Consider the following 13474-nt stretch of genomic DNA (forward strand, 5'->3'; position numbering starts at 1 on the left):
TCGAATACATCGCGTGCGGACGTCGTACCGGCTACGTGCTCCGTACCCGCGACTCCAAGGTCCATCCATCCTGCATTCACGGCCTCAAACATTTCTTCGGCAGGTCCGGTGTGGCCCTTCGGGATGCCGAATTGCTCGAACGCTTTCGCCCACCCTGCACGCGGGACTGCAAAGGCTTTGACGTCGAGATTCAGGACTTCACCCAATTGCTCCGCGACTTCATCCGCGGTGACCATCGAACCAAGCTCGACGGCGCGCTGCCCTGACCACGCTGGACCGGTCAAAAGGGTTGCGACCTCCGCGCCGATGTCGTTCGTCGCGACCATGGTCGATTTCCGGTTTGTCGGATTGTAGTAGACCGGGAGCGTTCCGCCCTGGGCGACCTGCAAGCCGTAGAGGAAGTTTTCGAAGAAACCACCTGCGCGCACAAATGCGATTGGCGATATCAGGTCGCGCAAACCTTGCTCCAGAAGCGACAACGCCGTGATCATCCCGAGCCCGCTGGTCCTGTTCGCACCCATCGACGAAAGCGCTACCACCCGCGGCGGCGCTGCCTTGGTGAGCGCCTCGACATAGTTCGCAATCACGCCCTTGGCTTCTTTGTAATCGGGCGAGGGGGCCCAGACAGCCGGCAACATGACAAACACGCCTTCGACGCCTTTGAGCGCCCGCTCGATGGCTGCCGAATCATTCCAATCACCGTTTACCAGTTCCACGCCCTTGTTCGCCCAGCTTGAAGCCTTCTCGCGATTGCGGACGAGCGCGCGGACTTCCTTGCCGTGCGCCAACAGATGTTCTGCCGTTGCGCCGCCCACTTTTCCCGTGATTCCCATGACTAAAAACATGTGTTTTCTCCTGATCTTGAGGGACAGAACACTGCCCTGGTTGGTTCAATGGATGAGCGGCAGAACGGCCCGGATTCGGGGATCGCGCGCGTAGAGGCCGCCCCATGTCATCGCGCCCAGAAGCAGGGACATGATTTCCGGCGGCGCCCCCAACTCACCAATGCGGACATGGGCGCAGATGGCACCTCCCAAAAAGCCCGTCACAAGGATCGCGCCGAGCACGGCGGTGGCCGGGATGGCGTAAAGGATGGCGCAGGCAAGGATGATCGGACCCACGACACGGGTCAGGTCCATCGCGAACCCGGTTTCCTGCAACATGCTCGCGATCTGTGCCGGCGCGAAAAGCTGAATGGTGCCGTCTGCCGCCAGAGCGATAACGACAAATGCGCTCATGATCCGGCCGGCCCACAGGGCGCGATGCACGGTCACAGTTTCAGGCACCTGAGGCAGGTTGATAGTTTCGGACACTTGTCATTCTCCGAGGAGGAATCCCATTATTTGGAGCCTATTGTGTCTCCTAGGTATGACAAACAACGAGGGAGCGAACTCACTGTTCTCTCTACGGTGAACAATGCCGAGGCAGGAAAATGCAGAATCTCGAACCCATCCTCATTTTCATAACGGTAGCGGACATGGGGAGCTTCAGCCGCGCAGCCGATAGCCTGGGCATTCAGAAGGGAAGGGCCTCAACGGCGATCCGGAAACTGGAAGAAGATGTCGGTGTCAGGCTTCTGCACCGGACGACGCGTAGCGTGCAGTTGACGGAAGACGGACGGGTATTTCATGCCCGTGCCCGCGATCTGCTTGCTGACGTTGATGACCTGCACTCAATGTTCGCAGGCGATCGCGTGGCACTTCGCGGGCGTCTACGCGTCGATCTTCCGACCGAGGTGGCACGGACAACGATCATGCCGGCCTTACCGGATTTCATGGCAACTCATCCAGAGTTGGAGCTGGAGGTGTCGAGTACGGATCGGCAAGTCGATCTGGTTCAAGAGGGGTTCGACTGTGTATTGCGGCTTGGATCCATCAGGGACGAGACGCTCATCGCCCGCCCGCTGGGCAAGTTACGCATGGTCAACGCTGCCAGTCCCGCCTATCTGGCGCGCTATGGCGTCCCCCGATCGCTAGAAGATCTCCAGCGTCAGGAGCATCGGACAATTCATTTTTCGACGATGCTGGGCGCAAGACCTTATGGATGGGAATATCCGGACGGCGACGGCTACGCCACGCTTCAGTTGCCAGGTGCGTTACACGTTAACAGTGCGCAGACCTACGAAGCCGCTGCCCTCGCCGGCCTTGGCCTGATTCAGGCGCCACTCTTGGGAATTGGCCGATACCTGGAGAGTGGAGCGCTTGTGGAGATCATACCCGATTTTCGTCGCCGGGCGCTCGCCGTGTCCCTCGTCGTAGCACATCGAAGCAATCTGTCGCGCCGAGTCCGCGCATTCATGAAATGGATCGAAAATGTGCTGACGCCGTATCTGGAATAGCGAGACGAACATCTTCGTCCGGTCCTCGAAATCAACATTTGAAGTTGTGTCTGTTCGTCGGCGGTCGGCGACGCCATCCGTCGCCTAGTTGAGATCGGGCTGAAAAAGGGCAAATTGGCGATTTGGTTGTTTGAGAGTCAATCCTGATCTTTCGCGCTGGGGCAATTGACTAACTGCGGCCCGGAGCGTCGGATGCGCGGCCTCCGCACCAATGCGGAGCGTAACGAGGGAGGCCGATCAAATGCCAATATCTCGGGCTCTGAGGGTATCGATTGCGGCTGCAGCGGCTGTTGCCGGTTTGCTGGTGTCCGCGCCAGCCTTCGCGCAGGCGCATATCCGCGGCACCTTGACCGACGTCAAGGACGGAACGATCGGCGTTCAAAACGCCAAAGGAGAGACAGTGTCGATCAAGCTCGCCGGCGACGCGGGACTCTTCCTGGTAACAAAAACTGATATGAATGCCATACAGACCGGTAGGTTTGTCGGTGTCACGTCCGTCGAGCAAGACGGTAAACGTGTCGCACGCGAGGTTCATGTTTTCGATGAATCTTTGCGAGGTCTGGCCGAGGGTCATTATCCATGGGATCTCGATTCCAAACCGAACGCAATGACGAACGCAAATATCGCTAAGGTCGATAACGTCGGGACCGACCGTGTGCTCAAGCTCAACTACAAAAACGGAGAACAAACAATTACAGTCCCAGACGGCACGGAAGTTGTTGCCTTCGTTAAGGCGCCATCGGCCGGCGAGCTTGCGATTGGGCGAAAGGTCTTCGTCGTTATGAAAAAGGACAGCCCTGAAGCCGCAGCGGTCGTGATCGGCGCTGAGGGTATCAAGCCACCAATGTAACCTGAACAGCTGGCCGTGGAGTTGGCCCCAGCAGCCGGCTGGTCAACGCGCCCGGATCAGATTTGGCCTTTCCTTCGAAGATTACTTGTCCCATCTCGCCAACTACGCATATCGCCGTTTCCCTCTGCGAGACGTCCAGCCCAACGTATTGCTTCATCATAGCGGCTCCGAATCGTTTGATTGCGAGAGCTTGACAATAGCGAGAGTACCTTCCTCCCGAGGGTCGACCGCAATTACGTCATCGTGTTAACCGATTTCCCTGCGGCCACTATCAGAAACCGCACGCTGCCTGATCTAGCCGCCGGTCGCCGACATATGCCGCGCCAACGCCGGGCGTCCGCCGGGCCCGATCTGGAAATCGTGGCCGTGTGGCTTGCCGCGGACCGCAAACCCGATCGCCTGCATCACGGCGGCATCGCCGCCATCGCCACGCAACACCCGCTTGAGATTGACCGCATTCGCTTGCCCAAGACACGGGTGCAGCACACCGGAGGCCGTCACACGCACGCGGTTGCAGTCCTCGCAGAAATTGTGAGTCATGGGCGTGATGAAACCGACCTTCCCGCCGGTTTCGATCAGGCGGACGTAGCGCGCCGGTCCGCCGGTTCGCTCGGCCAGATCGACCAACGTCCAGCGCTGCTCGATCTGGCGACGCAGCGAGGAGAGCGGGAGGAACTGATCGATGCGATCTGCGCCGATCTCGCCCAGCGGCATGGTTTCGATCAAGGTGAGCGTCATCCCGCCGGCATGGGCAAAGCCGATCAGATCGTCGATCCCGTCTTCGGTGAAGCCTTTCAGCGCCACCGCGTTGAGCTTGACCGCCAGGCCCGCCGCCTGGGCCGCCGCGATCCCTTCGAGAACGCGGGCCAGCAACCCGCCGCGCGTGATCATCGTGAATTTGTCCGGATCGAGCGTGTCCAGCGACACGTTGACCCGCCGCACGCCGAGCACGGCGAGTTCCTCCGCATAGCGCGACAGCTGGGTGGCGTTGGTCGTCAGCGTAAGCTCCCGCAGCCTGCCGTCGGCCAGATACCGGGAAAGGCTGCGGAACAGCTGCATAATTTCCTTCCGTACCAGCGGCTCGCCGCCGGTAACCCGGATCTTTTCTACCCCGGAAGCGATGAAGCACCGGGCGACCCGGTCGAGCTCTTCGAACGTGAGCAGTTCCTTGCTTGGCAGAAACGTCATCGCCTCGGACATGCAGTATCGGCACCGCAGATCGCAGCGATCGGTTACCGAGAGCCGGAGGTACTTCACACGCCTGCCAAACCCATCAACAAATGGAACCGCCATCACTATCTCCCCATCCCGCCGTATTACGTTCCAGACAACGGGCCGCGCCAGGCCGATGACGCATCCGCCGCCGCCAGCATGTCCGGCACCGACACGAATTTTTCCCGCGGCTTGCCGAACGGCGCGCCGCGGCGCTTTTCAGCCGCGTCGATGGCCGCCCAATCGGCAAAACTCAGGACGCGCGCAACGCGCGTGTTGAGCCGTGCCAGCAGCGTGCCGGGATCTCCCGAACGCTGCCCCGCCCGCGCCGGCAGATCTGCAAGGATGGCCTCGGCGGTAGCCATGCCGCAGCCCCGGTTGGTGCCGATGGTGCCGCTCGGGCCACGCTTGCTCCATCCGCAGACATAGAGACCTGCGACGAGAGAGGAGCCAATCGCAACGCGCCCGTCGATGTTGGCGTGCACGCCCCGAACGTCGTCATAGGGAACACCGTCGAGCGGGGCGGTGCGGCGGCCGACGCTGCGAAACACCAGGCCGCAGTCGATGTTCTCGATCACACTTGATGGTTGGGCGAAATCGATCGCCTCCACCCGGCCTTGTCCCCTGATGGCAACGGGCGACAGGCCGAACCGGAATGTGCACCGCCGCGGCTTGGTCAAAGCCTGCTGCGAAAATGTGCGGAGCAGCGCCAGCTTTTCGGTTAGTTCCGGATCCTGTGGATTGTCCGGCGTAAACTCATCCGGCACGACGTCCCGGCTGTCGATGGTCGTGTCGCAGGTCTCGAGCTCGAGGAAATCGCGGAGTTCCTTGGCGCTGAACTTCGCCTGTAGCGGCCGGCCGCGCCCGACGACGCGAATTTCGCGGATGCGGCTTTCCGCGAGAGCCTCGAGCGCATGCGCGGCGATGTCTGTCCGGCGCAGCTCGTCGGCGGTTTTGGCAAGAATGCGCGCCACGTCGAGCGCCACATTGCCATGGCCGATCACGGTCGCGGCTCCGCAGCCGAGATCGAAATGGCAGTCACGGTAATCGGGATGGCCGTTGTACCAGGCGACAAAATCGCCGGCGTGATGGCTGCCGGGAAGGCCTTCGCCGGGGATACCCAGCGATCGGCTGATATCGGCGCCGGTGGCGAGAACTACCGCGTCGTAGCTGTCGCGCAGCTCGTCGATCGACACATCGCGTCCGACCGCAACCCCACCGATGAAACGAAACCCCGGCGCCTTCGCGATTCTGTCGAAGGATGTCGTAACCAGCTTGAGCTTTGGGTGATCGGGAGCCACTCCAAATCGAACGAGTCCGTAAGGCACCGGAAGCTGCTCGAACATGTCGACGGCGAGCGGCGTGCCCGAGCGAAGCAACGCTTCTGTCGCGTAGAAGCCGCTTGGGCCACTGCCGATCACCGCGACGCGAAAGCCGTCCGCATCGGTCCGGTCAAGATCGGACTTAGTCATCGTCCGAGTTCTTGCCGACGCGCATCGGCGCCGGGCAGTGGCGGCAAGCGCGCGGTGAGGACAGGTGTTTCGGCCGCGCGCTTGCGGTTGACGTCGATCCAGAACTTCTTGTCGGCGGCCAGACGGTAGTCAGGTTCGATGGCGCCGACCGGGCAGACCGGGACACAGCCGCCGCAGTCGATGCAGTTCTCCGGATCGATGTACGTCATCTTCTCATCGACATGAAAGCACTCGACCGGACATACGGTGACGCATTCCGTATATCGGCAGCCGCGGCAGTTGTCGGTGACCACATATGCCATCGCGTTGTCCCGGGTAAGTCGTTCAGAGCTTGCCGACCTGCACAAGCACGTCCGAGAAGGTCGGCGCCCGGCCAAGGTCGGCGTAAGCGGGTGGCGTGAGCGCGTGAACGGTCGCTCCCTTGCGGTTGGACCGATGCCAGTATCCCGCCGGCGCCATGACCACGCCTGGCATGACATCAGGCGAAATGCTAGCGAAGGCCTCGAACGCACCGCGGTCGTTGAATACCCGAATCGGCGCTCCGGCCACGATGCCGCGCTGCAAGGCGTCGTCGGGGTGAAGGAACACCGACTGCTCCTCGCCTGCCTGGGCGGTTTGCGCGGGCAGATTGCCGTAGTTCGAATTCAGGAACGCGTGGCTCTTGGGCGTGATCAGGCTCAGCGGATAGCGCTTGGCGAGTGCAGGCGTCGTCTGTGGGTTCTCGTTCGGCGGGATGTAGTGTGGCAAAGCATCCACCGGCGTGCCGTCCTGGTCGCCGTTGTAGCCCTGCCGGAACAGCGGCACGACGAAGTTGCCGCCGCCCGTGATGGTCGACTTGAATTCGCACTTGCCCGTGGGCGTCGGAAAATTACCCTCGCGGTGCGGCGCCCAATCGTCGGCCGACGGCACGGTGAGCCGCGTATAGCCCTTGGCCTTGACGTCCTCCAGGGAAATTCCCTGCAGCACCGGGTTGGTCCAGTCCAGCGACGCCTCGATCATCTCGTCATCGGTCCGGTAGAAGGACGGGTCCTCGATGCCCATGGCTTTCGCCAGGCGACGAAACAGCTCGGTGTTCGACACCGCTTCGCCGAGCGGCTCGATGGCCGGATTGTTGTAGGACAGATAGAGATGCCCCCACGAGAACATGATGTCCTTCTGTTCCAGTTGGGTGGTTGCCGGCAATACGATGTCGGCGTATCTGGCCGTGTCGGTCAGGAAGTGTTCGCTGACCACCGTGAACAGGTCCTCTCGTTCGAGACCCTGTTCGAGTTTGGCCTGCTCGGTCACCATGGCCATGGGGTTGGCGTTGTAGACGAACAGGGCCTTGATCGGCGGGTCGAAGCCGAGTTCGCCGCTCAGCGCCGAGCCAAGCCGCCATGAATTCAGCACCCGCATTTTTTCCGGCTGCAGGTCGGGCCGCATCAGAACCTCCCATTTCACCGGGAAGGCCCAGATCGGCAGTTGCAGCAAGCCGCCGCCCACATGCTTCCAGGCGCCGATCAATCCCGGAAGACAGGCGATTGCGCGCACGGTCTGACCGCCACCGGCATGGCGCTCCACGGCGACGCCGATGCGCACCACCGCCGGCGGCGTGGTGGCGTATTCCCGTGCCAGCTTGACGATGTCCTCGACCGGAATGCCGGTTTCCCGGGCGGCGAACTCGGGGGTGTAGGTCGACGCCCGCTCCGTCAGTTCGTCGTAGCCGACGGTGTGCCTGTCGACGTAGTCGCGGTCGACCAGGTTCTCCTTGATGATGACGTGAATCATCGCCAGCGCCAGCGCCGCATCGGTGCCCGGGCGGATCGGAATATGCCAGTCGGCAAGCCTTGCGGTGCGCGTTCGCACCGGATCGATCACCACCAGCCTGGCGCCAGCCTTCCTGGCCTGCTCGATGAACGGCCAGTGGTGCGAGTTGGTGCCGAGCGTGTTGCACGCCCACAGCAGAATATATTTCGAGTGCACGAAACTTTCGGGATCGACCCCGGGCGTAGGACCGATCGTCATCATGTAGGCGGTGCACGAGCCCGAGTCGCAAAAGGTCCGTTCCGACACGGTGGCGCCGAGCTTGTTGAAAAGCGGATCACCGACATTCAGGCCGTTGATGATGCCCTGGGTGCCGAGGTAGCTGTAGGGCAGGATCGCCTGCGCGCCGTCCGTGGCAATGATTGACTTCCACCGCGTGGCAATCGTCTCGAGGGCTTCGTCCCAGGAGATCCGCTGAAACTGTCCGGAGCCCTTGGGGCCCACCCGCCTCAACGGATTGAGCACGCGCTTGTCGCTGTAGACCCGCTCCTCGTAGTTGTTGACCTTGACGCACAGACGTCCGCGGGTGAACGGATGATCGGGGTTGCCCCGCACCGCGATGGCCTTTCCGTCCTCAACGGTGGTCAGGATCGAGCAGGTGTCCGGGCAATCATGTGGGCATGCGCCAACTACCGTGATACGGGCCATGGGTTCCTCCGCTTCGTGATCCATGGAGTCGAGACTGCAGCGACGGGAACCGGCTGGCTTCTCAGAATATGCGGGGTTCTTTTCCTAAACTGCGGACGCCCTGGCAGTCCGGACAGTCGCGAGCGGTCGGGTTTGCCCGTTTCTTGCACACCCTGGCTACTTCGAGCGCGCCGGGGTCGATGGACGCGCACATCACATTTTGGCATATTAGTTGCCTAAGTCAGACTTAGGTCAGACAATACCGTTGCCACCACGTCGCGCTTCCTCGATGGAGATTCACGATGGGTACGCTTGGCAACTCTGTCGATAAATATGTTACCGGCAGAATGCTTCGGACTTCAAACGACCGGCGATGGTCGCACCTTCTCGCGGAGATATGGAGCCACGAGGCAGGAGAGCTGCCGCCGCAGCTGCCGCGAGACACGGAAATCGCCATCCAGCTGCGCGGTCACTCGCTCGTGGATCGGCGAGGCGCAGGCATGCACCAACGGACCGTGAGCAAGAAAGGCACCGTGTGGCTTTGCCCGGCCGGGATCAGCGAGGACTTCATCAATATCGAAAATCCGATGCAGGAATGCCTTCACATCTTCCTGCCGGGCAAACCTTTCGACGAAACGATGCTGAACGATCTCGATATCGACCCCTCGGGAATATCGATCCGGTACGCCGCTATCGATCGAGATCCATTCATCGAGTACGTCGCGGACCAGATTCTGAGGGAAATGGAAGCCGAGACCTCCACCGGCCGGCTGCTGATCGAGAGTCTCGGAAACGCCTTGTCGGCTCATCTGGTGCACACCTATTCGGCGACGGCCGTTCGTCTGAAACGATTCAGCAGCGCCGACAAGCCGCTTGATTTGAAACGCCTGACGCGCGTGACGGAATTCATCAACGCCTCTGTCGAGCGCGCCTTCACCGTCAATGAACTGGCGTCGGTGGCGTGCATGAGCCCGGCGCACTTCTCGCGCAGCTTCAAAGCGGCCACCGGAACGGCGCCGCATGAATACGTCAGTCGCCAGCGCCTCGATCTCGCGAAACGGCTGCTGCTGGCGAGCGATCGGCTGCTGGTCGACATCGCCTACGCCACCGGATTTTCGTCGCAGGCGAACTTCAACCGCGCTTTCCGCAAGGCGGTGGGAACGACGCCAAGCGCGTACCGGGCGCAGAAGCTGCGCGACTGATCCGAATAAGCTTGCTTTCGATTTAGAACCGGCGACGTCCGCCGCAAGCACTGCCGTTAATCCGCCGTTCCACACGCTCGCCGGTCAAGAAGCCCTTACCAAAAGACTAATGACTAGCCGGAAAATTCAATGCATGCCGGTCGAGCCACAGATCTTGCTTTTCGGTGAAGATCGAGGGCGTCTCGGCAGGTTGGACTCGCGCCGTCGGGATAATCGATCGATTTCACGCAAATCGTCGCGGGACCGATCTGCACCATGATGTTGGCCGACCGGGGCGCCGATGTCTTGAAGATCGAAGCGCCAAGCGGTGACCTTGGGCGAGCGCTGGGGCCGCCGTTCGTCAACGGCCAAGGAGCGATTTTCCTTTCGGTGAACCGCAATAAACGGAGTGCGGTCTTCGACCTCAAATCAAAGCAGGATCTTGAAGTTGTCCGCGGCCTGGTTGCGAACGCATGCTCAACTGCTGGCCTGCTTCGGTGAAGTTGCGGGCCTCCAATGCGCGAACAAACGCGCTCAGATATATGAAGCTGTCCATGGCTAAGCGACCAGCGCTGTGTCGATGTAGCGGGCATAATCGGTGTATCCCCTCTTATCGCCACCATAGAACGCGCTTCGGTCATACGGGCTGAGTGGCAGACCGCGCCGAAGCCGTTCGACAAGGTCAGGGTTGGACGCAAAGTGCCGGCCGAAGGCGACGAGATCGGCGTCGCCTTGGTCGACGATCTCTTCCGCGCTATCGCGATCAAAACCGCCGGCCACGATAATCGGTCCTTTGAAGACCCGGCGGAGCTGATGCGCGGCAACCGGCAGCAGACCGTCGGCCCGAAGTTCCGAGCCGACGATGCGAGGTTCGATCAAATGAAGGTAAGCAAGACCAAAGCGGTTCAACTGCTCCGCCGCATAGCCGAACAACGCGTCCGGATTGCTGTCCGACATCGAGCCGAAAGTACCGCTTGGCCCGAGGCGGACTCCGACACGATCGCCGCCCCAGACAGTAGCAGCAGCCTCCGTCACCTCGAGCAGCAGGCGGGCTCTGTTTTCGATCGATCCACCGTAGACATCGTCCCGGTGGTTCGATCCGTCTTGAAGGAATTGATCGATCAGGTACCCGTTGGCGGCGTGGATCTCTACACCGTCGAAACCGGCCTGTTTTGCATGGATTGCACCCTGGCGGAATTGCTCGACAATTTCCTTGATTTCGAAGATTTCCAGCGCGCGGCTTGGAGATGACTTGATCCAGCCTTGCTCCGTGAAAACGAGGTCCTCTACTGGGACCGCCGATGGCGCCAGCGGCGCAACGCCGCCGGTCATCGAGACGTGACTCTGCCGGCCGACGTGCCAAAGCTGGAGAAAGATGACGCCACCTTTCGAGTGCACCAAGTCCGTGACCCTACGCCAACCAGCGACTTGTGCATCGTTATAGATGCCGGGCGCCCCCAGATAGCCACGCCCTTGCACCGAAACGGTGGTTGCTTCGGCGATCTGGAGCGCGCCCTTATGTGCGCGCTGACCGTAGTATTCGACCATCATGGGACTGGGTACGTCGCCAGGCTGCTCGGAGCGAAGTCGGGTCAACGGTGCCTGAACGATGCGGTGATCGAGATGTACGGCACCGATCTGGACGCCTGAATATAGCTTGGACATGGCACAACTCCGATCCGCGATTTGCGTGGGTCGGCGTGCTGCCGACCCACAGGGTTAGACAAAGCTCACTGAGTAGCGGCGGCCGCGGCCTGCTCGATGACCTTGGCTACAGCGTCAGGCTGCGAGATGTAGACCGCGTGGCTGGCCACAATTTCCGTCGTCTTCGAATGGGCCCGCGCATACATCGAGCGTTCGAGATCCGGATTGATCGAACGGTCGTTCTTCGCCACCACTGCAAAGCTCGGCTTGTTCTTCCATGCTGGAGAAATCGCTCCGGCGGATAGGGCCTTGCCCGATGTCGCAACTTGCGATACCGCCATAAACTCGGCTTCGGCCTTGGGAAGATCGGCGGCGAAGGCGTCCTGGAAATGCGCCGGCAGGATCGTCAGGAACCCGTCCTTCGAAGGCACGATGAAATTGGTCGCCGCCGGCTTGCTCGAAAGCAACTGGCCCGCGCTCTCACCGACATCGGGCGCCAGGGCCGCGACATAGACGAGACTCTCTACATGCGGATTGTTGCCGGCCTCACTGATGATCATGCCGCCATAGCTGTGGCCGACCAGCACGGCCTGACCATCAAGCCCGTCGAGGACGCGGTTGGTGGCGGCGACGTCTTCTTCCAGTGATGTCTCGGGTGGCTGCACGATACTGACGCTGAATCCGCGCTTGCGAAGGATTTCGGCGACCGCCTTCCAACCTGAGCCGTCTGCAAACGCACCAGCACAACATTCTTGATCGTGCCGGCAGGCGCGGCCTCGCTTGAGGTTAAGCCAACAGCCGTTGTCAGTGAGGTGGCGGCGAGAAGCATTCTGATAAGCATTTTCATGATGACAGTCCTTCTGAGGGGTTTAGGGGGTTGGGTCATTGGAAGCGGGACAAACCACGCTCCAATTCAGGGGGCGGCGGGGTACGCGCTGACACTTGATCTGGCGACGGCACGTCAAATCCATTGAGCGCCGTCGAAACAAAGGCATAGAGGCCGACCAGATAAACGAGCTGAGCCGCCCCAACTTCGCCGAAGGTCTGGACAGCGAGGCGCCAAGTCACTTCCGGCAACGGCCCGCCGCGGCAGAGGCCAAAGGCGAGGTCAAATGCTATCGCTTCCTCGCCCGAGAGATCGTTCGGCTTTACATTCGCGAGCAGTGCGGATATCCGAGCCGGCAGCATGCCCATATGTTCGGCGACCGTGACATGGGCGTAGATCTCATAGCTTGCCTTGTGAAAGCCGCCTACGACGAGGATGACGACCTCCTTGACGTGTGCGGAAACCATTCCGAATGAGCTTATGGCCTTGGTCAGTTCCCAGAAGGCTTTTCCGATCGCAGGATGATGCAGCGAGGCGTTCCAGGGGCCGATCATCGAGCCATCGTCAAGCGACGTCCTGAACGAATTGAAACCGGTCGCGATGCCCGCGCGCATGTCGTCGTAAAGCTCCTTTTGATCGGGGCTGAATTTGGATGGATGGATTGGCAGCAAGCGCATGACAATAAATTCCTCGATGGGATTCCTGCACTGAAATTCTCTGGGCGCCTGACCTCGCGCGGCCGCTGGTTTGGCCGCGCGGGATCCTTTTCGGTGACTGCTTGCGTGTTTGGATTCGACTTCCTAGGCGACGAGCCGCGCCTTGGACGTCGCGATGGCAGCCTCGTCGATCAGCGCAGCCACTTCGTTTGGCTTCGAAGCAAGCGATGCGTGGCTTGAATTGAGCGTAATGATTTTCTTCGGGTTCATTCGCGCCGACATCCACTTTTGGATGTCCGCAGGAAGCATTCGATCTTCGCTTGAAATCTGGTACCAGGACGGTTTTGATTTCCACGCCGGAACTGTCACGTTGTTCGCGAACGTGCCAAGGAGCGGCGCCTTCTGGGTTACGCCCATGACGAGGCCTTCTTCAGGAGTAAGGTCCTGACAGAAGCTTTCGTGGAATTTGTCCTGCTTGATCCAGAGGTACTGATCGTCATCGGCAAAGAGATTGGCGCCGGCGACCGACGGTTGACGCGACGCGACGCTCCCCGCACTTTCGCCCGCGTCTGGCGCAAAAGCGGCGATATACACAAGGCCGACCACATTCTCGTGGTTACCCGCCTCAGTGATCACGGCGCCGCCATAGGAATGCCCTACCAGGAGTACCGGACCCTTCTGAGCGGCGATCATTTTGCGGGTGCGCTCGGCATCGTCCGAGAGCGACGTCAAGGGATTCTCGACGGCATGGACGTCGTAGCCCTTCCGCACCAGTATCGGGATGACCTTGGCCCAATGAGCCGCACCACCCCAGAAACCATGGACTAGAACAATCGTTGGCTTTTCCGACATAACTATCTCCTCG

General features: G+C 60.8%; 14 protein-coding genes and 1 pseudogene. 4 read left to right on the forward strand and 11 right to left on the reverse strand.

Translation table 11 applies throughout. The annotated features are described in order from the left end of the window. A partial coding sequence (locus tag UP10_RS40340; RefSeq protein WP_044592314.1) for an NmrA family NAD(P)-binding protein occupies positions 1-845 on the reverse strand: 845 nt, incomplete at its 3' end. A gap of 45 nt (positions 846-890) precedes the next feature. After that, positions 891-1313, reverse strand: coding sequence for a DoxX family protein (locus UP10_RS40345; protein ID WP_044591720.1), 423 nt, complete (start codon positions 1311-1313; stop codon positions 891-893). A 119-nt stretch (positions 1314-1432) separates the two neighbouring features. On the opposite strand from UP10_RS40345, the gene UP10_RS40350 reads away from it, so the two are divergent. Both UP10_RS40350 and UP10_RS40355 read left to right on the forward strand, forming a co-directional pair. Beyond that, a complete protein-coding gene (locus UP10_RS40350) occupies positions 1433-2338 on the forward strand; it encodes a LysR family transcriptional regulator (protein ID WP_044591719.1) in 906 nt (301 codons plus the stop codon). A gap of 241 nt (positions 2339-2579) precedes the next feature. Further along, positions 2580-3188, forward strand: a complete 609-nt coding sequence (locus UP10_RS40355) for a hypothetical protein (RefSeq protein WP_063840138.1) — start codon at positions 2580-2582, stop codon at positions 3186-3188. A gap of 31 nt (positions 3189-3219) precedes the next feature. Here the strand turns inward: UP10_RS40355 and UP10_RS46845 are convergent. The 5 genes and pseudogenes from UP10_RS46845 to UP10_RS40375 form a co-directional block, all read right to left on the reverse strand. Beyond that, positions 3220-3345 (reverse strand): annotated as a pseudogene (locus UP10_RS46845) (IS110 family RNA-guided transposase); the annotation flags it as partial. Between the two features lie 137 nt (positions 3346-3482). Further along, positions 3483-4481, reverse strand: coding sequence for a GTP 3',8-cyclase MoaA (moaA, locus tag UP10_RS40360; RefSeq protein WP_044592718.1), 999 nt, complete (start codon positions 4479-4481; stop codon positions 3483-3485). Between the two features lie 23 nt (positions 4482-4504). Further along, positions 4505-5872, reverse strand: a complete 1368-nt coding sequence (locus UP10_RS40365; RefSeq protein WP_044592719.1) for an FAD-dependent oxidoreductase — start codon at positions 5870-5872, stop codon at positions 4505-4507. Beyond that, the gene (locus tag UP10_RS40370) at positions 5869-6174 is read right to left on the reverse strand and encodes a ferredoxin family protein (protein WP_044592720.1); all 306 of its coding nucleotides are present in this window, start codon (positions 6172-6174) and stop codon (positions 5869-5871) included. Before UP10_RS40370 ends, UP10_RS40365 begins: the two co-directional genes overlap by 4 nt. 22 nt (positions 6175-6196) lie before the next feature. Then, positions 6197-8323, reverse strand: a complete 2127-nt coding sequence (locus tag UP10_RS40375; RefSeq protein ID WP_044592737.1) for a molybdopterin-containing oxidoreductase family protein — start codon at positions 8321-8323, stop codon at positions 6197-6199. Positions 8324-8604: 281 nt separating this feature from the next. On the opposite strand from UP10_RS40375, the gene UP10_RS40380 reads away from it, so the two are divergent. Together UP10_RS40380 and UP10_RS40385 are read left to right on the forward strand one after the other, a co-directional pair. Continuing rightward, complete coding sequence (locus tag UP10_RS40380; protein ID WP_044592721.1) at positions 8605-9504, forward strand: helix-turn-helix domain-containing protein; 900 nt, start codon at positions 8605-8607, stop codon at positions 9502-9504. Positions 9505-9720: 216 nt separating this feature from the next. Continuing rightward, on the forward strand, positions 9721-9984 hold the full coding sequence (locus UP10_RS40385; RefSeq protein ID WP_283807722.1) for a CoA transferase: 264 nt from the start codon (positions 9721-9723) through the stop codon (positions 9982-9984). A gap of 57 nt (positions 9985-10041) precedes the next feature. Here UP10_RS40385 and UP10_RS40390 read toward each other — a convergent pair whose 3' ends face one another. The 4 genes from UP10_RS40390 to UP10_RS40405 form a co-directional block, all read right to left on the reverse strand. Further along, entirely contained in the window at positions 10042-11148 is a 1107-nt protein-coding gene (locus tag UP10_RS40390) for an alkene reductase (RefSeq protein ID WP_044592723.1), read from the reverse strand. A gap of 65 nt (positions 11149-11213) precedes the next feature. Further along, positions 11214-11825, reverse strand: a complete 612-nt coding sequence (locus UP10_RS40395; protein ID WP_349644007.1) for an alpha/beta fold hydrolase — start codon at positions 11823-11825, stop codon at positions 11214-11216. Between the two features lie 184 nt (positions 11826-12009). After that, positions 12010-12507: a carboxymuconolactone decarboxylase family protein gene (locus UP10_RS40400; RefSeq protein WP_245322195.1), complete on the reverse strand. Its 498-nt coding sequence runs from the start codon at positions 12505-12507 to the stop codon at positions 12010-12012. Between the two features lie 246 nt (positions 12508-12753). Beyond that, positions 12754-13461 carry an alpha/beta hydrolase gene (locus tag UP10_RS40405; RefSeq protein WP_044592725.1) on the reverse strand — a complete coding sequence of 236 codons (708 nt, stop codon included), beginning with the start codon at positions 13459-13461 and terminating at the stop codon, positions 12754-12756. Between the last annotated feature and the right edge of the window lie 13 nt (positions 13462-13474).

The sequence above is a fragment of the Bradyrhizobium sp. LTSPM299 genome (genome assembly GCF_000938235.1).
GTDB lineage: Bacteria > Pseudomonadota > Alphaproteobacteria > Rhizobiales > Xanthobacteraceae > Bradyrhizobium.